The organism is Achromobacter sp. EG18 (assembly GCF_059759395.1).
Genome location: NZ_CM186213.1, coordinates 1550911 through 1574369, shown reverse-complemented (window position 1 = coordinate 1574369; position 23459 = coordinate 1550911). Strand labels below are relative to the sequence as shown.

Sequence of the window (23459 nt, the reverse complement as noted above, 5' to 3'; positions counted from 1 at the left end):
CAATGGATCCGACCGCGAACACCGGCCTGTTCAATTCCGATGCCCGCCTTTACGGCCTGCAGGGCGAGGGCGCGCTCGCGTCGTTGCAGGTGGAAGGCTGGGTCGCGCGCGAAGCGCTCTCGGGCGTGGGGCAATGGCGCGTGGTGGCGCTGTCCGACAACGCCGGCCTGTCATTGCAGGACATGATCTCGCGGCCCGTCACGCTGTGGACCACCCGCGCCGACGGCAGCCGCGCCGGGCGCAGCGGCGTCGTCCGCGAAGCGGAATTGCTGTCCGGCGACGCCGGCCTGGCGCGCTACCGGCTGACGGTGGTGCCATGGCTGTGGCTGGCCACGCAGCGGCGCGCCAGCCGCGTGTTCGAGGCCAAGCCCGTGCTGGACATCGTGCGCCACGTGCTGGACGGCTACGAAGGGTATGTCTACCGCGTCGCCGGCGACGTGGAGGCGGCGCTGGCCGACCTGGCGCCGCGTCCCTACACCACGCAGTACCGCGAGACCGACTACGACTTCATTGCCCGCCTGCTGGCCGAGGCCGGCCTGGGCTGGACCGTGCTGGAAGACGCCGGCGTGCCGGCGCGCCACGTGGTGCAGTTGTTCGCCGACAGCCGCGGCCTGGCCGAAGACGCCGAGTCCGCCGGCGGCGGCATCCGCTTCCAGCGGGCCGCCGCGACCGAGTCGCGCGACACCGTGCAGATGCTGGCGCGCCAGCGCCGCCGCGTGCCCGACAGTATCACCGTGCTGGGCTGGCACGACAGCGGCAAGCGCGCGGTGGCGGCGCAGGCGCTGGTCAATCCGGCCAGCGGCCAGGACGACGCCGCGGGGCTGGATTGGTACGAGGTCGCCGGCCACGGCGGTTTCGCCGATGAAGCGCAGGCGCGGCGCCAGGCCAATCTGGCGACCGAAGCCCTGCGCGCCCGCGCCGAGACCTTCGTCGGCCTGGGGGTGGTGCGCACCTTCCGTTCCGGCACGCGTTTTACGTTGCGGGATCTGTCGCCGCTGGGGCCGGCCGGGGAAGGCGGCTTCGAACCGGAGTTCGCGCTCGATCGCGTCGAACACGCGGGCATCAACAACCTGCCGCCTGAAACGCGGGCCTCGCTGGCCCAGCGCCTGGGAGGGCTGGATGCGCACCTGGTGCTGGACGGCGACGCGCTGGCCGCGCCGGGCGCCGAACCGCATGAAGCCGTGTCGCTGCGCGTGGACCCGGCGGTGCTGGCCAAGGCGCGCGAGGTCGGCTACGCCAACCGCTTCGAGGCCGTGCGCTGCGACCGCCCCTGGCGGCCGCCGTTGCCAAGCGTCCGCGGCGCGCGGTTGGCGGGCGCGCCCTCGGTGCACGGCGTGCATACCGCCGTCGTGACGGATGCCGAAGGCGGCACCCAGCCGAAGGAGCAGGACGAGATCCTGCGCAACAAGCGCGGCGACGTGCGCATCCGCTTCCATTGGCAAGGGAGCGGCGCCGATGGCGAAGCCCGCAGCCGCTGGGTACGGGTGGCGCAGCGCCAGTCGGGCGCCGGCATGGGCATCAGTTTCGTGCCGCGCATCGGCCAGGAAGTGCTGGTGCGTTTCCTGGATGACGACATCGACCAGCCCATCGTCGTGGGCGCGTTGTACAACGGCCGCGGCGAAGGTGGCACGCCGGCCACGCCCGGCGGCCGCCAGGGCGCCAAGGCCGACACGCAGGTCTACGCCGCGGCCCGCGATGGCGCGCCCAGCGCGCAGGCCAACCTGGCGTCCGGCAATGCGCCGGCCTGGCATGGCGCGGCCGGCGGCGACGAGAACCACCGCAACGCGGCCGCGTTGAGCGGCTTCAAGAGCAAGGAATTCGGCGGCTCCGGCTACAACCAGATCGTGTTCGACGATACCGACGGCCAGCTGCGCATGCAGATCAAGAGCAGCGAGCAGGCCAGCGAACTGAACCTGGGCCACCTGATCCACCAGGCCGGCAACTATCGCGGCGGCCTGCGCGGCCTGGGCGCGGAATTGCGCACCGACGGCTATGGCGCGGTGCGCGGCGGCGCCGGCGTGCTGCTGAGCACCTATAGCGCCGCCGGCGCGAACGCCATCGGCGACGCGGCCGGGGTGCAGGCGCTGGCCGGCCAGACCGACCAGATGGCGCGTTCGCTCGATGGCGTGGTGGGCGCGCACCAGGGCCTGCGGCTGGCGACGGTGCAGGGCACGCGCGGCCCCGGCGCCAGCGTGCTCGATGGCGACAAGGCGCCGTTGGCGGCGATGCACCGCGCGGTCTCCGGCACCGTGGCGGGCGAGAGCCTGGGCGGGGCGCGCGGCGATGCATCGGCCAAGCACACCGCCGCGGCGCAGGGCAAGGTGCCGCATGCCACCGACCCGGTGGTGCTGATGGCGGCGCGCGCCGGCCTGGCGCAGGTCGCCGGCCAGCATTTGCAGTACACCGCCGGGGAGGCGGTGCACTGGTCCGCGGGCAAGGACCAGAACCTGGCGGTGATGGGCGCGCTGCGTCTGCATACCGGCCAGGGCCTGGGCATCGTGGCCGGCCTGCAGCAGGGCGGCGCGGAATCGGGCCTGGACCTGATCTCGGCCAAGGGCAACGTCGACATCCAGGCGCAGCACGACATCCTGCGCGTGCAGGCGCAGCAGGACCTGAAGATCGGCAGCGCCCAGAGCGCGGTGGAGTACGCCGCGCCCAAGCGCATCCGCATTGCCACGGCGGCGGGCGCCAGCATCGTGCTCGAAGGCGGCAACATCACCGTCACCGCGCCGGGCCGCATCGACGTCAAGACCGGCAACAAGCAGTTCGCCGGACCGGACCGGCTGCCTTACGCCTTCCCGCAATTCACCGTCTGCAAGCAGTGCGTGCTGGACGCGCAGGATGGCGTGCAGTCCATCACCGACAAGGCGTGAGGGGCGCGGCATGATGGATTGGGAATCCCGTCTCAACGACACGCTGGCGCAGGCCGGCGAACTAGCCGCCGGCGGCGGCGCCAGCTTGAACACCTACCTGCTGGTGGACTTGCGCGGCCACGCCGAACTGGCCGGCCCGATCCGGGCCAGCGCGGACCTCAGCTTTGGGTCGATCTGGGTCGGCACCGAGCTGGCGATCTACGAAGATATCGCGCCGTTGCTGATCGAGGTCGACGACCTGAGCCGCTTCGAATTGTGGCGCGGCCCGTCGCAGCCGCGGACCTCGGAACTGCTGCGGCTGCTCAAGCGGCTGCACCAGGCCGAGGGTGGCGCGTACGCGCTGACGCATCTCGTGTCGCCCTTGCCGCTGGCCGAACTGATGGCGCATTTCGCCTATCACGGCGAATACGGCTTGCCTGACGGCCGCGAGTATTACCTGCACCTGTACGACAGCCGCATCCTCGACCGCGCCTTCCAGGTCTGGACACCGTCCGAGCGCGCGCGCTTCCTGGCGCCGTTCAATCTGCTGCGCTACCCGCGCCGCGACGGCACCATGGCGCAGTGGACCGGCCCGGGCCAGCGACCGGCCGCCGATGCGCCGCGGCAGCAGCCGTTCACGCTGGCGCAGCACCAGGCGCTGCTGGACCTGGACTATCCGGACAAGCTGGCCGTGCAGATCCGCCGCATCTACCTGGGCGTGCTGGGCGGCGAACTGCGGCAGGACGAACTGGTGGCGCGCGTGGCCGAACAGATGGCGCGGGCGCGGGCCTACGGTATCGAGAGCGAGCGCGACATGCTGGACTACGTGGCGTGGGGCATCACCATTTCCCCGCGCTTTGACGAACACGAGGCGATCGCGCCGGCGCTGCGGGACTTCCAGGGCGAGGGGCTGTCGCAGGCGCTGGAACATGTGCCCGACGCGGTGTGGGATGCGCTGCTGCGGGCGGAACAGGAACGGGAAGCGGAACAGGGAGTTTTGCATGCGTAAGGGCTTGGTCGTCCTGCTGCTGTGGCTGGGGATGTTGGCGGGATGCAATGGCGAGCCCAGTTATCAGGGGCTGTCGTTCGTGGCGTACAACTACACGCCCTGGGACCTGGACCGCGTCCAGATCACCGATACCCACGGAAGCTCGGCCGCCACCGGTTCCATCGGCGCGGGAGGCGGCGAGGGCTCGGTAACCTGCTGCTACAGCCTCAAGGGCACCGATTTCAAGGTGGCATGGCGCGGCGCGGACGGCGAGGAAGCCCGCCAGCACATGTTCGACGGCAAGCTGGAACAGGTGATCTTCAACAAAGAGACGCCAGTGCATTTCCCGGCGGCCGAGATCCCGCCGGGCGACGGCCCGCTGTACCTGGAATTGCATATCTATCCCGACGAGCACATGGAGTTGGCGCTGAGCCGCAAGTTGCTGGGGCAGGTGCGCATTCCCATCGTGGAGGTCACGCGCTGGCTGTACGCCCAGCATCGCGATGCCCTGGGCGATTACCGCAGCAGCGCCGAAGTGCGTCGGGTGGTGGCCAAAGTGGCCAGGACGGCCTGGACCAAATACCGAATCGAAGACAGGCAGGACATGCAGCAATACATGTTCCTCTACTTCACGGTGGCATCGAATTTCGACGCCGATCCCGACATCGCGGCGCTGCTGGCCAGATCCGGCCGGCAAGCCGGGGACTTCGCCAAGGCCGTGCAGGCCCTGCCGGCTGAAAAGATCGCGCACCTGAAAGCCACGGGAACCGCGCCAGGAGACAAGAATGGCTGACAGCCTGCCGCCGGTGGATCGCACCCCCGCCAGCGTTCTGAAGAAAATGGCCGAAAGCGAGGCCGCCTATCCCAGGCAGGATTGCCAGGAGTGCGGCGCCGTGATCCGCATCGGGTTCTTTTTCGACGGCTTCGGCCGCAGCCGGGATGTGGACAGCCAGCACCCCACGTTCTATTCGAACGTCTGCCGGCTCTGGGAAGCGCACTATGCCCACGACGATGAAGACCGTCCCGTGAACCAGTATTGGTTCCGGTTCTACTATTCCGGCCTGGGCACCGAGCTCAACGAGGACGCCAAGAACGATGATCTCATCTACGGCGCGACCGTCGCCGGCCGGAAGATCCTCAGCGAGGCGGCCAGCAATGCCAAGAGCGCGGTCAAGAACATTACCCGTACCGACGAGATCCCCGAGACGGATGCCTTGAAGCGCCTGCGCAGCGCCACGCAGAAGATGATCAAGGAGGGGTCATTCCAGCCTATGGTCAAGGCGTACAAGGACGTGGTGAAAGACGTCAAGACCTTGCCCGACAAGGTCGTGCGAATCTGGAATGCCTGGGATCCGGAACGCCTGGCCAACCGCGCCAAGGGCACCGTGCGCGGGTTCTGGGCCGGCTTCAAGAAGAACCCGCTGAAGGTGGGCTGGACGGCGGCCAAGGAAGTGGCCAAGAGCACCGCGCTGGAAGGCGTGCCCGTCATCCGCGACAACGAGACCGTGGCCTACCTGATGGGCACCGGGGTCGACGTGCGGGTGGACGCCGCGCTGCGCCAGCTGCGCGCAACGCATGAAGCGGTCAGCGCCGAGATGAACAACGTGCGGCGGATCGAGATTTCAGTGTTCGGCGGCGACCGCGGCGGGGTCATGGCGCGCCAGTTCATCAACGACGTGGTCAAGAAGTACCGCCGGCGCCACGACAAGGACCTGGTGTTTCCGGGCAAGAACGGCGCGCGCGAGGCCGAGATCCGCATCCGCTTCCTGGGGCTGCTGGATTCGGTGTCCTCGATCATGGACGAGAACACGTTCCTGGGCTTTCTGCCCTTCACCGATCTGCTCAAGCAGACGCACAAGGATCGCACCCTGACGGTGCCGGGCGCGGTCGAAAAATGCGTGCATTTCGCCGCCGCCCAGGAGTTGCGCGCCAACCAGCGCCTGGACAGCCTGGAGAAGACCCGGGGCGAGCAGTATCTCTATCCGGGATCCAGCGGCGACGTCACCGGGGTCAGCCCCGAGGGGTCGCTGGGCTCGCGCGCGGAACTGTCGCGGGTGCCGCTGCGCGACATGCTGAACCTCGGCCTGTGCCATGGCGTGGGTTTCTACAGCATGGAGCAATTGTTCGACAAGCGCCCGCTGACGTACGCCAAGTTCAGCATGGGCATGTCCATCCAGGACGGTGGCCAGAGCTACCGCATCACCGAGCTGGTCGAGGCGTATCGCGGCGTGGTCAAGTACGAGCCGGGCGTGGACTTCATGCCGCACATGGAAGTGTTCCTGCGCTGGCTGGCCGTGCGCTACCAGGATCCGGTATTCAAGAGCGAGCTGTCCGATCCCGCCGAGAAGTGGATCCAGGACCGCGACTTCTATACGCCCGAGAAGGCCTATATCGAGGAGTACCGCCGCGTGCTGGGGCTGTCCAAGGAAGAGCAGGCCAAGCCGGAGAACACGGCCCGCCTGAAGGAACTGGAGGCGCTCAAGAACGAACGCTGGGATCGAGCCGTGGCCAGCCGTGGCGAGCTGCCGCCGCAGCGCTTCAAGCCGCTGTGGCAGCGCCTGGAGGAAGAGTACCGGGCGCTGGAGGACGCGGAGCGCCAGGACGCCGCCATGGAGCGCCACAAGGAAGAATTCCGCCGCAACAATCCGAATACGGTGCGGGCCATCGAGCGGATGGAGCAGGACCAGCTCGACATGCAGAACATGCGCAACGAGCTCATCACCCGCGGTGGCGGCACGCTCACCGAGGCAGACAAGCCCAAGGATCCGTTCGCCGACATGAAGGCCAGGCGCGCCACCGAGCAGCGGCTGCTGAACGTGTGGCGCGAGGCCAGCGCCGGCAAGAATCCGCTGCCGCCCAAAGTGATGGCGCTGTTCGACTTCCTGGTGCACGACGCCATGTTGAGCAGCTGGCCCGATCACCTGCTGGCCAGCACCACGCTGTACTTCCGCACGCGCGACAAGGACATCTTCGGCAAGACCGATTTCAAGGCCGAGGAGGCCAAGATGAAGACCGACACCGCCTCGGCGGCGCGCGTGGAGCAGATGCGGGCGAACCTGGACGGGTTGGCGCCGGTCCGGCCATGATTGGACGATACGCAAGTCGGGTGTTGGCAATCGCGCTGGTGACGGCATCGGCCGCTTGCGGCGGAGAGCCCGAGTATCGCGGGCTGAATATGATCGCCTACAACTACACGCCTTGGGATATCGATACCATCCGTATTTCCGACAAATCGGGGCGGACCGCCGGCAGCGGCGCCATGGGTGTCGGCGGCGGGGAGGGATCGGTGACGTGTTGCTATGCCTTGAAGGGCACGGAATTCAAGGTCCAATGGTCGGGCGTGGACGGCGAAGAGGCGATCAAGCATCTCTACGACGGCACGATGGACAGCCTGATGTTCCACAAGGAAACCACGGTGCATTTTGACCCGACGCCCATACCCGCTGGCGACGGGCCGTTGTACCTCGAACTGCACATCTATCCCGATGAACATATGGAGCTGGCCCTGAGCCGCAAGCTGCTCGGGCAGACGCGGTTCCCGCTGGTCGATACGACGGACTGGCTTTACCGGGAATACCGCGGCGCGTTCGAGGATTATCGGGATGGCCATGAGGTCCTGCGCGTGCTTGGCAAAGTCGCCAGGACGGCCTGGATCAAGTATCGCATCGTGCAGGAGCAGGACATGCGCCAATACATGCGCCTGTACTTCACCGTCGCCTCCGACTTCGACTCCGATCCGGAAATCGCCGCGTTGCTGTCGCAGCCCGGCCGCCAGCCGGGCGACTTCGCCAAAGCCGTTGCCGCGCTACCCGAGGCGAGCATCGCGCGCTTGAAAGCCCAAGGCACGCCGCCAGGCGACAAGCGCGGCTGATACCGGCGCGGTCTACCGCGCCGCCTGCACCTCGATCGTCACGGTGTTCGACCGCACGCCGTTGGATTCGATATACACCTCGTACTTCGCCGGCTCCTTCGGCAGCCCCACCTGCGCCGCCAGGTCGGTGCTGAACTGCGTGCCCACGCTGATGCCCGGGCTGATCGGGATGCCCTTGGGCGGGCGCGAGCTGGCGATCTCGTCGACCTCGACGCCCGGCGGCGGGCTGCGGCGCTTGTACTCGTAGGCCACGCCTTCGTAGGTCTTGCCGGTCAGCGTGTCGACCGCCACAAAGCGCGGCAGCTTCTGGTTTTGCGAAACCGGGATGATGCCTTGGGCGCAGACGGGAATCACCAAGGCGCCCGATGCCTGCGGCCGCACGCGGGCGGGCGCGGCGATGTTCAGTTGGTCGTCGCTGCCCTGGTTGGGCGGGATGCAGGCATGGTCGCGCACGGTGCCGATGGGCGCGGTGGCGAAGGCGGGCGGGTCGATCCAGTCGGTATTCATGGAAGCGGTCTGGGTAGCGGATTGGGAGGGAGCGCGCGGACCGCCCACGGTCCGCGCCGACGCGGGCGCGGCGGCCAGCGCGGCCGCGAGCAGCAGGGCCAGGGCCGGCGCCAGTCGGCGCCGGCCGTCAGAACGACGGCCAGCCATTGGACATGTCCACTTTACGCACGGCCTTGGCGCAATGGACGCAATAGCGGATGCTCTGGCAGTCGCCGCCGAACATGACGCAGGCGCCGGTGTGGCTGGGATCGGCCTGGCTGGCGGGCAGGCCGAAGTGGCAATGGTTGCCGAACTGGGAATAGAAGAACGGGCCCTTGTCGAGCCTGGACGAATCCATGTCGGCTTCGTCCGGATGGGCCTGGGCCCATTCCGGGCCGCTGGGAACCATGCCGATCAAGTGGCCGATCTCGTGCACCAGCGTTTCCTGCTGGTAGTTCATGGTGACCGGCTCGAAGGGCGACAGGGCCGCGACGCACAGCAGGTTGGTGTCGTAGAAGGCCGCGCCGGCGGCGGCGCTTTCCATGAGCCGCACGCGCAGGATCAACCTGCCGGTGGCCGGTATCGGCAGCAGTCCGGCCAGGCGGATGTTGACGGCATGGCAGGCCTTGGGCTCGGCCGGATCGTAGGGCAGCGGCGTCAAGCGGTCGCGCGCGACAGGCACGCGCCGCACCCCCGCGGCCGGGTCGGTGTATTCGAACAGGCATTCCAGGAACCAGTCCACATTCGGCTCGATGTTGTGCCAGAGGAAGCTGACGTTGCCGTCGGCGCTGACGAACTGGACTTCCTTGTCGGGCGCGCCGGGGCCGGCGCTGGCCTGCACGTAGATCGGCTGCACGGGCAGCATCGACGCCAGCCGGTCGACGTGGCAGACCACGATGGTGTAGGGCGCGTGCGAGGGGCCCTGCGAACGGGGATAGACCGAGCCGGCCAGTTGGCGCAGGCGCGCCTCGCCGTCTTCGGTGAAGACGTCGGAATTGGCATCGCCGGGAGTGCTCACCGGCGGCAATTGCAGCACGTCGACGCCATGGCGGGCGTACTCGGTGGCGGTCGGCTGGAAGCCGTGCGGACGCGGCAGCGCTTCCGGGCCGGGCAGCATGATTTCCTGCAGATACAGGCGCCGGACGGTTTCAACCACCTCGGTCGAGATGATCTGGTTCTTGTCGTTGATCACTTCGAACAGGTAGGTGTTCAGGCCGGCGGCCGGCAGCGCGATGTCGTCGACGGTCTTGGTGCCATCGGCGTCCGTGACGTAGTTGTACGTGCGCTGGGTGGGTTCGCGGTACAGGGGTTGGCGGCTCTGTTCGCGCGCCGAATACACGGCGTTGCCGGGGCGCGGGCTGACCTTTACGGTGAAGCGGTGCTGGCCGGCCTTGTTGAATTTCACATGGATCTTGGGCTTGTTGGTCTGGCGATCCAGGCTGTTGAGCGCCTGGCCGTCGTTCCAGCGTTCGGAAGGCTCCGTCAGGTTGACGTATTGCAGTTTGGCGCCGTTGCGGGCCCGGTAGGCCGACGGCGTGGCCGAGGTCGGGGCCGGGTCCGGCGTCGCGCCCGCGTCCTGGCCGGCCGGCCGCGCGGCGGTTCCCGGCAGGCTGATGCCCGCCGCTTCCATCACCCGCTTGGCCAGGCCCGGATAGGGCGAGTTGGCCACCGCCGGGATGTTCATGATGGTCTCGGCCACCTTGGGCAAGGTGACGCTGGAAATGCTGGGCGATTGCAGGATGGCGCCCACCACCGTGGGCACCGCCGAATCGGTCAGGCCGGGCGTGCCGAGGATGGCGCCGGCCACCGCCGGCAGGTTGCCCTGGTTGACGTCGGGCATCGACAGCAGGGTGTTCACCGCGGAACCCAGCGCGGCGCCGCGGTCGCCCAGGGCGCCCATGGCCTGCGTCATCACCGGCCCGATGGCCGCGCCGACACCGCCGCCGCCCGCGGCCGTCAGGCCCGAGGCCGCCGACAGCGCGGAGGCGGCCGAAGCATTGCCCATGGCGCCGGCGGCCTGCGCGGCCACGCCGGTGGCCGACGACGCCATGCCGGCCGCCTGCGCCGCCAAGCCCGGCGACGATGCCGCCGCGCCGGAGGCTGCGCCGGCCGTGCTCGCCGCGGCGCAAGCGCCCGCCGATGCGCTCGCGCCGGAAGCGCCGGACAGCATGCCGGCGGCCTTGCCGCTCAATGCGGCGGCTTGCGAGGCCATCGCGGTGGCCTGGTCCGCCATCGCGCCGGCCTGCGATACCGCGCCGGCCGCATCGGCCAATCCGGCGGGCATCGGCGCCGCGCTGGCAAGCGCGCCGCCCATCAACGAAGGCGTGGCGCCGCCCATCAATGAGGGCGTTGCCGATCCCAGCGCCGATTGCGCCATGCCGCCGGCCCTGGCGGCGGCGCCGGACACCAGGCCCGAGCCGGCCTCGGTCACCGAGCCCATGGCCTTGCCCGCCATCGCGCCCAGGTCCTGGACCGGCTTGAGCGCGGCGTTGGCCATGGATTTGGCCTTGTCCACCATGCCGGACGCGGTCTGCGTCGCGCTCTGCAATCCGCTGGAGACGGCCGTTGCGCCGCTGGCCAGGGTGGCGCCCAGGCCGCCCAGCATGGAGCCGCCGCCCGTCGCGGTGCCCGCCGCCGGGAGCGCGGCGCCCGCTGCCGCGGCATCGGCCGCGCCCGCGGCGTTGAGCGCCTGGCCGGAGCCATTCAGGGCTTGCAGCAGCGCGTTCGGCCGGTGCACCAGTTCCGCCGTCACCAGCATCGGATCACCCACCTGGCTCGAGGGCAGGGCCGGCAGGGCGGCCGCGTCGCTGGCCGGGCCGATCAGGTTGTGCGAGGCGCCTTTGACCGAGAACATGCCCGGCCCCTTGAAGACAATGTCGCCGCCGTCCATCACGATGGCGCCGCCGGCCGCCTGCAGGGTGATGCGCTGGTTGGCCAGGATCTCGATGCTGTCGGTGGTGGAGGTGATGGTGATGTCCTGCCCGGCCAGCATTTCGAGCATGTCGGTATGGGCCTGCAGCGACACCGGCGCGTTGGCGGCGATGGCGCGCAGGCCGCCATCCTGCACGAACAGGCTGGTCGAGCGGCCGGAAGCGCTGGCGAAGGTCTGGCGCGCGGCGATGTGGCCGTCGGCCTGGGCGGTGACGTGCAGGTTTTCGCTGGCGTGCAGCACGGCCGAGGCCGGTGTCGCCAGGTTCATCGACGAAGGCGCGTCGATCAGCATGCGGGCCCCGTCGATGCGCTCGACCGGATCGCTGCCGCCGCGTTCGCCGCCGGCGGCCTTGACCGCCTGCTGGCCGCCGACGCTGCCGGGATAGCGGCCGTCGGCCTTGGGATCGACCGCCTTGATCAGGGCATCGTATTGCTCGTTGGCCGCCAGCGGCCGCGCCTGGCGCTGGGTGGCGGCGTCGTTGATGCGGCCCGCCGCGTTGCGCGCGCCCCGCAGCAGCGCCAGGGCCTCCTGTGCATCGGCCTGGGTCGAGCGCGCGCCCTCGCGGGCGTTGGCCGACAGCAGCATGCCCTGGCCCGAGCGCACGACGGTCCAGGCGTCCGAGCGCAGCTCGAAACCGCTGCCGCGCCATTCGCCGCGCGATGCGTCATCGGCGGCCTGCTTGACCAGATAGCCCAATCCCAGCTGCGAGGCGGCGATGGAGCTCGACAGGCGCGTGCGCACCTGGCCGGCGGTGTCGTCGAACAGCCACTGGCTGTGGCCCTGGCCGTCCAGGCCCTGGCTATGCCAGCCGCTGAGCGTGCCGGGATGATTGGCCTGGCCATCCACGCCCGCGCTCCACGGCGGCAGGTCGCTGTCGTTGTAGAGCTGCGCCACCACCACGGGCTGGTCGATGTCGCCATCCAGGAATTCCACCACGACTTCGGTGCCCTGGCGCGGCAGGTGATGCGCGCCCCAGTTGGGGCCGGCCTGGGCGCCGGCAACGCGCAGCCAGGTGCCGGAGCGATCGTCGCCCGGCGCGTTGCCGGCGTCGTCGCCGTGGCTGCGGTGGCGCAGGCCGCCCGGCAGCGGCCGCTCGCCGCGCTGCCACGGGAATTGCACCTTGACGCGCAGGTCGCGCCCGGTCGTGATGCTGGCATCCTGCGCCGTCACCACCAGGGCGGTCACGCCTTCGGGCGCCGTCGGCCGGGCTCGCCAGGCGGGCAGCAGCGCCGCGGCGGCCGGCTGGGCAGTGAAGTCGTTGCGGTAGGCGCCATGCTCCAGGTCGGGGGCGGCCAGCGCCTGGGCGGCCTGGCTGCCCAGGTTGTTGGCGGCCTCGTGCTCGACCCACAGCAGCGTGTAGCGGTTGCCGCCCAGCTCGTCGCCCGCCGCGCCCGCACCTTGCGCGTAGCGGTCGTGCTGGGTCAGCGCGAAGACGTGGCCCGGCATCATCTGGCGGGCGCTGCCGCCGCCCTCGAAGCGCAGCGCGCGCGCCTCGTGCGCCTGCAGCCCGCGGTTGGCGAGCTGTTCGGCCGCGGCGTCGTCCGGGTGGCGGCCGTGTCCGTCGTAGTCGTAGTCTTCCAGCGGCGGCAGCGCGCCGGCGTCCAGCGCCGATTCGGCATGGGCGCCGTGCGCCAGCAGCGTCCGGTCGTTCCAGGCGACGCGGGTGACGGCGTTGGCGCGGACCTCGCGCGCCGCGCCGAAGCGCGTGACGCTGTCTTCGGATTCGGTGGCGTCGCTGCGATGAAAACGCAGCGAGGCGGCGGGGTTGGCCGGCTGCGCGGCGCGGGCATCGAACACCACCAGGCGGTGGCGCGCGCCGCCGCCGTCGGCCTTGCTGTCACCCTGCTGGTGGTCGAAGCGGAAGCTCAGGCCGGCCTCGGCCATCAGCCGCAGCACGAAGTCCAGGTCGGTTTCCCGGTACTGGGTGCGCACCGGGCGCGGCGCCAGCGGTTCGGCGATGTCGAAGGCGAACGCGGCCAGCGGGTAGTCCGCGAACACGTCGGACAGGATATCGGTGACCGACTTGTCCTGGAACACGAAGCTGTCGCGCCGCAGCCGCAGCGTGGCCAGCCAGGGCGCGGCGTGCAGGCGGTAACGCGCCAGCCCGCCGTCGGCGCCGAGCGCGTCCACGCCTTCCACCACCGCATGCCAGCGCCGCCGTCCGCCGTCGGCCAGCAGCAGGCTGACGCTGATCTCCTTGCCCAGCAGCGGTTCGACGTCCAGCTCGGCCGACGCGGACAGGCAGTCCAGGGTCAGCGCGAACAGTTCCGAAACGCCTTCGCGCAGGCGCAGGCGTTCGACGACGAGCGCTTCGCCCAAAGGCGTTTCGACTTGCAGCAGGCGGGCGTTCTGGGACAGCGCGGCGACATCCAGGCTGCTGTAGCCCGCGGGCGGGGAGGAACGATCGATCATGGTGCGTGGCGGTGTGCGTGTGCCGTCAGGGCAGCGAGATGGTCAGGTGGGCGGCGCGCGGGCCGAGCTTGACGATGTCGTGATACGGGGCCATGGCGGTCTGCATGTCGCCGTTCAGGAAATGCGCCATGCCCAGGTAGGCCAGCAGGCCCAGCAACGCGAACAGCGCGCCGATGCTCCACAGCGGCACGTCGCGCTTGAGCGTGTGGGCGATCTTGTCGGGCAGCGGCCAGTGCGGCGCGAAGCCGGCACGCTTGCCGCGCAGCAGCGCGATCTCGTCGCCCAGGCGCGCGGTCAGGTAGCCCAGCTTTTCCTGGCCCTCGATCATGTACTTGCCCTGGAAGCCCAGCAGCAGGCACATGTAGAACACCTCCAGCGATTGCAGCCGCGGCGCGCCCTGGGCGCGCAGGTCCTCCAGCCGCGAGAAAAAGTTCTCGCCGGCCAGTTGCTCGCCGAACAGCGTCAGTTGCAGCGGTTGCAGCATCCAGGCGTCGCGGATCGAGAAGCCCGAATTCAGCACGGTCTCGTCGACCGCCGCGCAGAACGCATACTTGGTGGCGTAGACGTCCTCGGCCGGTATGTCGAGCTTCTTGGCGCTGCGCTCGAAGTCCGCCAGGAACTGCTGCACCCGCGCCGAGAACGACGCGGCGCTCGCCGGTTCCTGCCCGCTCTTGAGCAGGAACAGCATCAGGAAGCCGTCGTACAGCAGGTCCAACAGTGACTTGGCGGGGCGCGATCCGTAGAAATCGGCGGCGCGCGGCGGGAGCGAGGCGGCGGGCATCAGAGAGGGCGCGGCGGTGTTCATGGCGGGCTCTGTCGGTGGATGTCGGGGTGGCGTCGGGAAGGGGCGGACAGGGCGCGCGTCAGCGGGTGACGGCGATCAGGTCCAGTTTCAGCTCGGGTATGCCGGACGGCGCGTAGATGGCAATGCTGCGCGCCTGCAGCATGCGGTCGTACAGCGAGCCGCGCGTCTGCAGGGTGAAATAGCAGGCGCCCGGCTTGACCGGCACGGCCGGCGGCACCTGTGGCGTGTAGGCCAGTTGCACGCCCGGCATGGCCGACAGCACCAGCTTCTCGACATCGTCCGGCGCGCCGACCTTGAAGCGCAGCGGCACCGTTTCGGCCAGCTCGCTGGCTGGCGTCGCCGCGGACACCGACAGGTACAGCGCGGTGGTCTCGTCGAGCTTGTCGGAATCGAGGCGGCCCACGTGGAACGAGGGGCGCAGCTCTTCCAGCACGATGGAGAAGTAGCGCGTCGAGATCACGGTGTCGAGCAGGTCGCGCAGGATCGTGTCGAGCTGCGCGAAGGCCGCGCCGGGTTGCTCGTGGCGATACACCGGCAGGTCGGCCAGCGTGTGCACCTTCGAGAACGTCATCAGCGCGCCGGCCAGCCGCAGCATCTCCTGGAACAGGCGTTCCGGATGCAGCTGCGGGTTGTGGAACAGGTGCGACAGCGCCGAATAGGCTTCGTTGGCGGTGTGCAGCAGCCAGAACGAGGCCACGTCGCCCGAGCGGAACTCGATGATGTTCTTGTTCGGCTCGCGATGGAAACCGTACAGCGCATTGACCTTGGCCTGCAGCGCGTCCAGCAGGCGGCGCAACTGCTCGAACAGCGCGCCGCAGGCCTGCACCGTGAGGCTGGGCGCGATGAAGCCGGTGTCCAGCTCGTAACCGGCGCTGGCCGTGCGGCGCACGCGCGCCACCGGGATCGTCAGCAGCGCATCGCGCGGCTCGTGTTCGGACAGCAGCCGCACGTTCTTGCGCAGGAACGCCAGCTCGGCGGTGCTGGCATTGGTGTAGAGGTCGGGAGCGGGGCTGTCCTGGTGCGCGTAGCGGGCATCGAATCCCTGCGCCTGCTGCGCGTCGCGGTAGTTGCCGCCGATGTCCTTCATCGGATGCAGGGCCAGGTAGAACACGGCCTCGCTGGCGCCGTCCAGCCCGTCCAGCGCCACGGCGGGCGGCAGGTCGTCGTTGTGCGGCGCGTTGTAGATTTCGCCGTCGGGGAAGATCGCCGACAGTTCGGTGGCGCGCAACATGCCGTTGGCGAGCGCGGCGGCGTCGAAACGCGCGGCGCGCAGGCCCCACGAATACGGGTGCAGCGCGCGGCTCATTTCCGCCAGGCGGGCCTCATGGTAGGCGTCCTGGCGCTGAAAATGCTGGGGCCGCAGGAACAGGCCCTCTCCCCACAGGATCTTCGCTGAATAACTCACGTTGGCGGGCTCTCGTTATTGACTATCTATATATATGAAGAGGACGTTGCGGTGAACGCGCGCGGCTCGCGCCGGAATCAGTTCGGGCATTGCAGGGAACCGAGCCGGGACGGATCGAACGCGGGCATGCCCGGCGGCAGCACGATCTTGCCGGTGGCGACCGTCATGGCGCAGGCATGCGCGCCCAGGACGATGCCGGTGTCTTCGACTTCCTTGACCTCGAACACGTATTTCCAGCGCTGCGGCGCGGGCGCGTAAAACAAGGCGGCAACGGCGATGTACGCGGCGCCTTTCGGCACCTTTTCGACGTTCTCGAAACGCTGGCCTGGCGTCAGGGTGATTTCGCGCGACGCGATGAGACTGTCGCCCAATGCCGCCTTTTCCTGCGCAGTATCAACCAATTGAGTGAGCGGCGCGCGCTGAAATGCCTCGGCATTCTTCAAATAGTATGCTTTCGTAACGACGGCGGTTGGCTGGCCGCTGCTCGCATTCAAATTTTCTCCGGCGTGTATCGCCAATTTCACATCGGTGGGCGCATTCGGGTCCTTTTTCAGGCCCGCCGCATCGAGCGCCGTGCCGGTGATTCCGGCGACCGCGCCAAGGGCGGAAACCGCCGCACAACCATTAATGACGGGCACTGCCGCGATGAGCATCGTGGCCGCCAAGCATCGCGATAAATTGAGATGTTTTGACATGGCTCTTTATACCGGATGATTGCGACAACATACAGATGACGGCACGTTGCACGACATTTCGACGCAAGTTACATGACGTAATCCTCTGTAGTGGTGTACTAACAAAAAGTTGTTGAAATACGCGGCCCTTGGTTACATCAGACACGTGCCCAAAAAATGCAACTTTCCCGGTATTTCCTCATAGGTGGCATGGTGGCGTTAATGGCCGGTTGTGCCACCACCAACAAGCCCCAGACGGACGCTGAATACAAGCAGTCGATCACCCAGGCCACCGAGACGCTGGCCAACAAGGGGGGCGACGAGGCCGTGGCCCAATTCCAGGAGATCGCGCAGCGCAATCCGTCGCGCGGCGAACCCTGGTCGTACATCGCCAAGATCCGCTTCGATGAGCAGAAATACGGGGAAGCGATCGTTGCCGCCGATGAGGCGCTGAATCGCGACTCGAACGACTTCACCGCCAAGACCGTGCGCGCCGTGGGCGGCCTGCGAGTCGCCATGCAATCGCTGGCCGACCTGCGCGCCGACGCGCTGCTGGCCGGCAACGCCCGCAGCGACGCGGTGGCGCTGGCCGCCGCCATGCGTGAAACGCTGGGCCAGGACGTGCTGTTCCCCGAGGGCCGCAAGCCGCCGCGCGGCGGCGGCACGCGCCCGCCGCCCAAGCCGCGCAACGACAGCGCGGCCGCCACGGGCACGCCCGCCGCGGGCACCCCCGCCGCCGGTACGGCCGTGACCCCTTCGGCCGGCACGCCGGCCGCCAACGCCGGCGCCGCGGCCAAGCCGGCTCAATCCGGCGGCGCCACGCCGCCGGCCCAGACCTCTGCCCCTCCCGCGGGCCGCGCGCCGGATCCGTTCGGCAATCTCCTCAAACCCTGATCGGCCCGCCGGACCCGGCTGGCCGGGGCCGCTTGCCTTCGTCAATACGCATCCGCTTGGAGCCCCCATGGCTAAGAAAGAAAGCGTTCAGAAAAGACTCCAGAAAGTACGCCCGCCGCGCGTCCAGTTGACCTATGACGTCGAGAAGGGCGACGCGATCGAGCAGAAGGAACTGCCCTTCGTCGTGGGTGTGGTGGGCGACTTCAGCGCGCAGTCGGAAGCCGAGCTGCCGCGCCTGAAGGACCGCAAGTTCGTCAATATCGACGTCGACAACTTCGACGACGTGATGCGCGGCCTCGAGCCGCGCGCCGCGTACCGCGTGAAGAACCGCCTGACCGACGAGGGCGGCACCTTCGGCGTCGACCTGAAGTTCCGCTCGATCGAGGACTTCCGCCCCGAGGCCGTGGTGCAGCAGATCGAACCGCTCAAGGAATTGCTGGAGATCCGCACCAAGCTGGCCGACCTGCGCAACAAGCTGGCCGGCAACGACAAGCTGGAGGACCTGCTGGGCGAAGTGCTCAGCAGCACGGAAAAACTGCAGCAACTGACCAGCGAAGCCGGCAAGGACGGCAAGGGAGGCATCAATGAGTAATTCCGCCGCCGCGCAGAACGCATCCGCCCCGGCCGCCGCCGACTCGGGCCTGCTCGACCAGATCGTCGAGCAAAGCCGGGTGGCCAAATCCACCGCCGAGCACGATCGCGCCAAGGACCTGATCGGCGAACTGGCGCGCGAAGTCATGAAGGGCACCGTGGTGGTGTCGGACAACCTGTCTGCCATGCTCGACGCCCGCGTGGCCGAGCTGGACCGCCTGATCTCGGCCCAGCTCAGCGAAGTCATGCACGGCGCCGAGTTCCAGAAGCTCGAAAGCACCTGGCGCGGCCTGCATTACCTGTGCCAGGAAAGCAATACCGGGCCGATGCTCAAGATCAAGGTGCTCAACGTCACCAAGCGCGACCTGGTGCGCGACTTCCAGACCGCCATCGACTTCGACCAGAGCCTGATGTTCAAGAAGGTCTACGAGGAAGAATTCGGCACCTTCGGCGGCTCGCCCTTTGGCGCGCTGCTGGGCAACTTCGAGATCACCCGCCAGCCCGAGGACATGTACTTCATCGAGCAGATGTCGCACGTGGCCGCGGCCTCGCACGCGCCGTTCATCGCCTCGGCCTCGCCCGAGCTGCTGGGCCTGGACAGCTTCGCCGACCTGGGCCGCCCGCGCGACCTGGCCAAGGTGTTCGACACGGTCGAATACACCAAGTGGCGCAGCTTCCGCGACTCCGAGGACTCGCGCTATGTCGGCCTGACCATGCCGCGCTTCCTGGGCCGCCTGCCGTACGACCCGAAAGAGGGCACCTCGGTGGAAGGCTTCAATTTCGTCGAGGACGTCGACGGCACCGACCATGCCAAGTACCTGTGGTGCAACGCCGCCTGGGCCTTCGGCGCGCGCCTGACCGCGGCCTTTGCCGACTTCGGCTGGTGCGCGGCGATCCGCGGCGTTGAAGGCGGCGGTCTGGTCGAGAACCTGCCGACCCACACCTTCAAGACCGACGATGGCGAGATCGCGCTCAAGTGTCCCACCGAAATCGCCATCACCGACCGGCGCGAGAAGGAACTGAGCGACCTGGGCCTGATCCCGCTGGTGCACTGCAAGAACTCCGACTACGCGGCGTTCTTCGGCGCGCAATCGGTGCAGAAGGCCAAGAAGTACAACACCGACAGCGCCAATGCCAACGCGGTGCTGTCGGCGCAGTTGCAGTACATCTTTTCGGTGTCGCGCGTGGCCCATTACCTGAAGGCCATGATGCGCGACAAGATCGGCAGTTTTGCGTCCGCGCAATCGGTCGAGAGTTTCCTGAACCGCTGGGTCTCGCAGTACGTGCTGCTGGACGACAACGCGAACCAGGAGCAGAAAGCGCAATTCCCCCTGCGGGAAGCATCGGTGCAGGTTGCCGAAGTGCCGGGTCGTCCTGGCGTGTTCCGGGCCGTGGCGTTCCTGCGGCCGCATTTCCAACTCGACGAGCTGTCGATTTCCCTGCGTCTGGTGGCGGAACTGCCCGCCCAGGCCCAGAAATCGTGATGACCGTCTGATCCAAAGCTATTAACCGGAGAGTACTTTAATGAAGGACATCTACGTCAAATTCGGCAATCCCGCGCTCAAGGGCGAGTCCCAGGACAAGGATCACCCGGACTGGATCGAAGTGGGCTCGTGGCGCCACGAGATCATCCAGCCGCGGTCGGCCACCGCCTCGACCTCGGGCGGCCACACCGCCGAGCGCACCGAGCATGGCGAAATGGTCTTCACCAAGGACCTGGACGTGGTCAGCCCGCTGCTCTACCAGCACGCTTCGGGCGGCACGACCTTTGACGAAGTGACCATCGACTTCCTGCGCGCCGACGGCGAAGGCAACCGCGTCAAGTACCTGGAAATCAAGCTCAAGTACGTGATCATCTCGCGCGTCGCGCCGGAAGTGGTCAGCGAAGGCCTGCCGCACGAATCGTTCTCGCTGAAGTACGCCGCGGTCCAGTGGAAGTACACGCAGCAGAAGGTCGGCGGCAACCAGGGCGGCAATTCCCAGGGCGCCTGGAGCCTGACCAAGAACGACAAGACCTACTCGGTCTGATCCCGACCGCGCGGCAAGGCGAAGGCCGCGGCTCGTCCCCGGGCCGCGGTTTTCCTGAAAGAGGTCCGTGATGAAGGGATTCGAACCCAGCCTGTTCGACAAGCTGTTCGACGGGGACGGCCCGGCGCCGCACGCGCTGCGGCGCCTGTCCGTCGAGGAAATCAAGGAAACCGTCGCGCGCGACATCGAGGCCCTGCTCAATACCCGCATGGTCTTCACCGAGGAGTCGCTCAAGCGCTATCCGAACTGCCAGCGGTCGATCCTGACCTACGGGCTGTCGGATTTCTCCGGGCTCAGCCTGGCCAGCCACTACGACCGGGAATTCATCTGCCGGTCGCTGGAGCAGGCCATCGCCCGCCACGAGCCGCGCTTGACGCACGTGCGCGTGGTGCTCCAGGTCGACAGCCGCGCCACCTCGGTGCTGTATTTCGCGATCACCGCGATGCTGGACGTCGGCCCGGCCCATGAGCCGGTGACGTTCGACGCGACCTTGCAGCCGTCGACGCTGCAGTATTCGGTCAGCAAGGGCTGGGCCAAGGCCGCGGCGGCCGCCTGACAACATAAACGCACGCGGGCGCCGGCGGCCAGTCGCCGGCGAGGAAGGGAAAGATGGAAGAACTGCTGCCGTATTACGAACGCGAGCTGGGGTTCCTGCGCGGCTCGTCGCGGGATTTCGCCCAGCGCTATCCGAAGATCGCCGCGCGCCTGGGGCTGTCGGGAGAGACCTGCGAGGATCCGCACGTCGAGCGGATGATCGAATCGTTCGCCCTGCTGGGCGCGCGCATCAACAAGAAGCTGGACGACGACTATCCGGAATTCACGGAAGCGTTGTTCGAAGTGATGTATCCGCATTACCTGCGGCCGTTTCCGGCGTGTTCGGTCGCGCAGTTCGACATGGGCGGGGTGGCGGCCCAACTGACCGCGCCGGTGCGCGTGGCGCGGGGCACCGAATTGAAATCGCACGCCGTGCGCGGCGTGGCCTGCCGCTTCCGCACGGCCTACGACGTGACGCTGGCGCCGGTGGCCATCCGCCAGGCCACGTTCGCTTCGACCGCCAACGCGCCATCGGCCACGCAACTGCCGCCGGGAGTGACCGGCCGCCTGTCGCTGACGCTGGCCTGCCTGGCCGAAACGCAGAGCTTTGCCACTTTGGCCGTGGACCGCCTGCGGGTCTATCTGCACGGCGAACCGTCGTTCGTGGCGGCGCTGCGCGACTGCCTGTTCCTGCGCACCGCGGCGGCCTACATCGAGACCCAACCCGGCCGCTGGAACCGGCTGCCGGACGTGCCGCTGGCCCAGGTGGGACTGGCCGAGGACGACGCGCTGATCGATTTTCCGGCCAGCTCGCATCCGGCCTACCGGCTGCTGGCCGAGTACTTCGTCTTTTCCGAAAAATTCAACTTCGTCGACATCGACCTGGCGGCGCTGCGGCGCGCGGTCGGGCCGCTGCGCGAATTCACGCTGCACCTGCCGGTCAAGGGGCTGCGCGCCGATTCGAATACCGCGCGCCTGCTGGAATCGGCCTCGGCCGACAACTTCCGGCTGGGCTGCACGCCGGTGATCAACCTGTTCGAGCAGCGCGCCGATCCCATCCGCGTCACGCATGCGGCGGCCTCCTATCCGGTGGTGGCCGATGCGCGCCGGGCCTACGGCTACGAGGTCTATTCCATCGACCGCGTGCGGCTGGTGCGGCAGAACGCGCAGGGCGATTCGGTGGTGGAGTTCCGGCCGTTCTATTCGCTGCACCACGGCGAGACGCCCGAGGGCGCCAGCCATTACTGGACCGCGCGGCGCGATTCGATGGTGGCCGAGCGCAGCCCGGGCTACGAAATGGAGATGTCCATCGTCGACATCGACTTCAATCCGGCCCTGCCGCAGACCGAAACGCTGAGCCTGGAGCTGACCTGCACCAATCGCGACCTGCCGTCGCACCTGGCGGTGGGCCAGCCCGGCGGCGACCTGTTCCTGGAAGGCGGCTCGGTAGCGCGCGAGATCCGCATGCTGCGCCGCCCGACCCATACGCACCGCTTCCAGCAGGGCCGCGCGGCGCACTGGCGCCTGATCTCGCACCTGGCGCTGAACCACCTGTCACTGGTGCACAGCGGCCTGCCGGCGCTGAAGGAGACGCTGCGCCTGTACGACCTGTCGCACGCGGCGGTGGCCGCGCGCCAGATCGAAGGGCTGGTGGGGCTGGACTACAAGCCCGCCACCCACTGGATGCCGGGCGAGCCGTTCGCGACCTTCGTGCGCGGCATCGAGATCCGGCTGACGATCAATGAAGAAAACTTCGTGGGCACCAGCCTGCATGCCTTCGTGGCGGTGCTCAACCGCTTCTTCGGCCTTTACGTGCACGCCAACAGCTTCGTGCAGTTGGTGGTGCTGTCGCGCCGCGGCGCGGAGGAAATCCTACGGTGTCCCCCATGCAACGGCGACGCGATCCTAGCGTAATCGAATCGCTGCTGGCCGAGCCGCAGCGCTTCAAGTTCTTCCAGGCCGTGCGGGTGCTGGAACTGTGGTTCGCGCGCCAGGAAGGCACGCGCGCCAGGAATGCCGTGCCGGCGCACCTGCGCTTCGTCAACTCGTCGTCGCTGGGCTTTCCGGCCAGCGAGATCGCGGGGCTGACGGCCTTCGACAAGAACGGCCAGGCCCTGCACGACGCCGACGCGCGACTGGCGGCGCTGGCCGCCGGCACGCTGGGACGGGTGGAGATCGAGCCGGCCTTCTTCGGTCTGCTGGGCGGGCAGGGGGCCTTGCCGCTGCATTACTCCGAGATTCTCAGCCACCGCGAAAGCGCCACGCGCGACCGTGGCGCCCGCGCCTTCTTCGACATCTTCTCGAACCGGGCCGCGGCGCTGTTCTACGCGGCCTGGAAGAAGTACCGCATGCCGCTGCGGCACGAAACCGAACAGGACCATCACTACCTGCCGCTGCTGCTGGCGCTGGGCGGGGTAGGGCATCCGGCGCTGCGCGACCGCCTGCATGCCGGCGAGGGCCGCGTGTTCGACGAATCGCTGGCGCACTACGCGGCGGCGGCGCGGCAGCGGCCGGTGTCGGCCGCGTACCTGCAGCGGGTGCTGGCCGACTATTTCCAGGTCAGCTTGCGGGTCGAACAGTTCGTCGGCCGCTGGTACCACGTGCCGCCCGAAAACCGCACCCAGTTGGGCCGTCCCGGCGCGGTGCTGGGCGTTTCCGCCATGGCGGGCGAGCGCATCTGGCAGCGCGACCTGCGCATCCGGCTGTGGATCGGCCCGCTGTCCAGGTCGGCGTTCGCCGATTTCCTGCCCGGCGGCGCCCGCGCCCAGGCGCTGGAGAAACTGCTGACGATGTTCGGCGGGCTCAGCTTCGAATACGAGGTGCGGCTGGTGATGGCCAAGGAGGACGTCGCCGGCAGCGCGCTGGGCGGCGACGCCGAGGGCGGCGGCGCGCGCCTGGGCTGGAATTCCTTTCTTTGCACCGAACCGTCGGCGTCGGACCGCGACGACGCCAGCTACGAACTGCACACCATCCACTGAGAACAAGAC

General features: G+C 68.4%; 17 protein-coding genes. 12 read left to right on the top strand and 5 right to left on the bottom strand.

The genetic code is table 11. The annotated features are described in order from the left end of the window. Positions 1 to 2: 2 nt before the first annotated feature. The 5 genes from AC6CR5_RS07285 to AC6CR5_RS07265 are packed head-to-tail and all read left to right on the top strand — an operon-like array spanning position 3 to position 7711. Positions 3 to 2873: a type VI secretion system Vgr family protein gene (locus AC6CR5_RS07285; RefSeq protein WP_498085425.1), complete on the top strand. Its 2871-nt coding sequence runs from the start codon at positions 3 to 5 to the stop codon at positions 2871 to 2873. Positions 2874 to 2883: 10 nt separating this feature from the next. Further along, positions 2884 to 3861 (top strand): DUF4123 domain-containing protein, encoded by a 978-nt coding sequence (locus AC6CR5_RS07280; RefSeq protein ID WP_498085424.1) that lies wholly within the window; start codon positions 2884 to 2886, stop codon positions 3859 to 3861. Continuing rightward, a complete protein-coding gene (locus AC6CR5_RS07275) occupies positions 3854 to 4633 on the top strand; it encodes a DUF3304 domain-containing protein (protein WP_026382005.1) in 780 nt (259 codons plus the stop codon). Before AC6CR5_RS07280 ends, AC6CR5_RS07275 begins: the two co-directional genes overlap by 8 nt. Continuing rightward, positions 4626 to 6926 carry a T6SS phospholipase effector Tle1-like catalytic domain-containing protein gene (locus AC6CR5_RS07270; RefSeq protein WP_238879096.1) on the top strand — a complete coding sequence of 767 codons (2301 nt, stop codon included), beginning with the start codon at positions 4626 to 4628 and terminating at the stop codon, positions 6924 to 6926. The genes AC6CR5_RS07275 and AC6CR5_RS07270 overlap by 8 nt, the downstream gene beginning before the upstream one ends. A 20-nt stretch (positions 6927 to 6946) precedes the next feature. Beyond that, positions 6947 to 7711 carry a DUF3304 domain-containing protein gene (locus tag AC6CR5_RS07265; protein ID WP_083325134.1) on the top strand — a complete coding sequence of 255 codons (765 nt, stop codon included), beginning with the start codon at positions 6947 to 6949 and terminating at the stop codon, positions 7709 to 7711. A gap of 12 nt (positions 7712 to 7723) precedes the next feature. On the opposite strand, the gene AC6CR5_RS07260 is transcribed toward AC6CR5_RS07265, so the two are convergent. The 5 genes from AC6CR5_RS07260 to tssJ all read right to left on the bottom strand — a co-directional run bounded on the left by AC6CR5_RS07260 (position 7724) and on the right by tssJ (position 16446). Beyond that, on the bottom strand, positions 7724 to 8365 hold the full coding sequence (locus AC6CR5_RS07260; protein WP_026382007.1) for a hypothetical protein: 642 nt from the start codon (positions 8363 to 8365) through the stop codon (positions 7724 to 7726). Continuing rightward, the gene (locus tag AC6CR5_RS07255; protein ID WP_498085423.1) at positions 8346 to 13541 is read right to left on the bottom strand and encodes a type VI secretion system Vgr family protein; all 5196 of its coding nucleotides are present in this window, start codon (positions 13539 to 13541) and stop codon (positions 8346 to 8348) included. Before AC6CR5_RS07255 ends, AC6CR5_RS07260 begins: the two co-directional genes overlap by 20 nt. A 25-nt stretch (positions 13542 to 13566) precedes the next feature. Beyond that, positions 13567 to 14346 carry a type IVB secretion system protein IcmH/DotU gene (gene icmH, locus AC6CR5_RS07250; RefSeq protein WP_024069116.1) on the bottom strand — a complete coding sequence of 260 codons (780 nt, stop codon included), beginning with the start codon at positions 14344 to 14346 and terminating at the stop codon, positions 13567 to 13569. Between the two features lie 58 nt (positions 14347 to 14404). After that, positions 14405 to 15751 (bottom strand): type VI secretion system baseplate subunit TssK, encoded by a 1347-nt coding sequence (gene tssK, locus AC6CR5_RS07245; RefSeq protein ID WP_026381994.1) that lies wholly within the window; start codon positions 15749 to 15751, stop codon positions 14405 to 14407. A 77-nt stretch (positions 15752 to 15828) separates the two neighbouring features. Further along, complete coding sequence (gene tssJ, locus AC6CR5_RS07240; protein ID WP_223308493.1) at positions 15829 to 16446, bottom strand: type VI secretion system lipoprotein TssJ; 618 nt, start codon at positions 16444 to 16446, stop codon at positions 15829 to 15831. 156 nt (positions 16447 to 16602) lie between these two features. On the opposite strand from tssJ, the gene AC6CR5_RS07235 reads away from it, so the two are divergent. The 7 genes from AC6CR5_RS07235 to tssG all read left to right on the top strand — a co-directional run bounded on the left by AC6CR5_RS07235 (position 16603) and on the right by tssG (position 23450). Further along, entirely contained in the window at positions 16603 to 17319 is a 717-nt protein-coding gene (locus AC6CR5_RS07235; RefSeq protein ID WP_238873931.1) for an outer membrane protein assembly factor BamD, read from the top strand. A gap of 67 nt (positions 17320 to 17386) precedes the next feature. After that, the gene (gene tssB, locus AC6CR5_RS07230) at positions 17387 to 17911 is read left to right on the top strand and encodes a type VI secretion system contractile sheath small subunit (protein ID WP_498085422.1); all 525 of its coding nucleotides are present in this window, start codon (positions 17387 to 17389) and stop codon (positions 17909 to 17911) included. Then, positions 17904 to 19394, top strand: coding sequence for a type VI secretion system contractile sheath large subunit (gene tssC, locus AC6CR5_RS07225; protein WP_006384073.1), 1491 nt, complete (start codon positions 17904 to 17906; stop codon positions 19392 to 19394). The genes tssB and tssC overlap by 8 nt, the downstream gene beginning before the upstream one ends. Positions 19395 to 19434: 40 nt before the next feature. Then, positions 19435 to 19938 (top strand): Hcp family type VI secretion system effector, encoded by a 504-nt coding sequence (locus tag AC6CR5_RS07220; RefSeq protein ID WP_006384074.1) that lies wholly within the window; start codon positions 19435 to 19437, stop codon positions 19936 to 19938. Between the two features lie 70 nt (positions 19939 to 20008). Continuing rightward, complete coding sequence (gene tssE, locus AC6CR5_RS07215; protein ID WP_006384075.1) at positions 20009 to 20494, top strand: type VI secretion system baseplate subunit TssE; 486 nt, start codon at positions 20009 to 20011, stop codon at positions 20492 to 20494. A gap of 53 nt (positions 20495 to 20547) precedes the next feature. Beyond that, complete coding sequence (tssF, locus tag AC6CR5_RS07210; protein ID WP_498085421.1) at positions 20548 to 22386, top strand: type VI secretion system baseplate subunit TssF; 1839 nt, start codon at positions 20548 to 20550, stop codon at positions 22384 to 22386. After that, positions 22350 to 23450, top strand: a complete 1101-nt coding sequence (gene tssG, locus AC6CR5_RS07205; RefSeq protein ID WP_172561409.1) for a type VI secretion system baseplate subunit TssG — start codon at positions 22350 to 22352, stop codon at positions 23448 to 23450. Before tssF ends, tssG begins: the two co-directional genes overlap by 37 nt. Positions 23451 to 23459: the final 9 nt, after the last annotated feature.

Coding starts and splice junctions, on each gene's coding strand:
- AC6CR5_RS07270 (WP_238879096.1), top strand. CDS start 4,626: ATGGCTGACAGCCTGCCGCCGGTGGATCGCACCCCCGCCAGCGTTCTG.
- AC6CR5_RS07280 (WP_498085424.1), top strand. CDS start 2,884: ATGATGGATTGGGAATCCCGTCTCAACGACACGCTGGCGCAGGCCGGC.
- AC6CR5_RS07220 (WP_006384074.1), top strand. CDS start 19,435: ATGAAGGACATCTACGTCAAATTCGGCAATCCCGCGCTCAAGGGCGAG.
- tssE (WP_006384075.1), top strand. CDS start 20,009: ATGAAGGGATTCGAACCCAGCCTGTTCGACAAGCTGTTCGACGGGGAC.
- AC6CR5_RS07235 (WP_238873931.1), top strand. CDS start 16,603: ATGCAACTTTCCCGGTATTTCCTCATAGGTGGCATGGTGGCGTTAATG.
- AC6CR5_RS07285 (WP_498085425.1), top strand. CDS start 3: ATGGATCCGACCGCGAACACCGGCCTGTTCAATTCCGATGCCCGCCTT.
- tssB (WP_498085422.1), top strand. CDS start 17,387: ATGGCTAAGAAAGAAAGCGTTCAGAAAAGACTCCAGAAAGTACGCCCG.
- tssC (WP_006384073.1), top strand. CDS start 17,904: ATGAGTAATTCCGCCGCCGCGCAGAACGCATCCGCCCCGGCCGCCGCC.
- tssF (WP_498085421.1), top strand. CDS start 20,548: ATGGAAGAACTGCTGCCGTATTACGAACGCGAGCTGGGGTTCCTGCGC.
- AC6CR5_RS07260 (WP_026382007.1), bottom strand. CDS start 8,365: ATGGCTGGCCGTCGTTCTGACGGCCGGCGCCGACTGGCGCCGGCCCTG.
- AC6CR5_RS07275 (WP_026382005.1), top strand. CDS start 3,854: ATGCGTAAGGGCTTGGTCGTCCTGCTGCTGTGGCTGGGGATGTTGGCG.
- AC6CR5_RS07255 (WP_498085423.1), bottom strand. CDS start 13,541: ATGATCGATCGTTCCTCCCCGCCCGCGGGCTACAGCAGCCTGGATGTC.
- tssJ (WP_223308493.1), bottom strand. CDS start 16,446: ATGTCAAAACATCTCAATTTATCGCGATGCTTGGCGGCCACGATGCTC.
- icmH (WP_024069116.1), bottom strand. CDS start 14,346: ATGAACACCGCCGCGCCCTCTCTGATGCCCGCCGCCTCGCTCCCGCCG.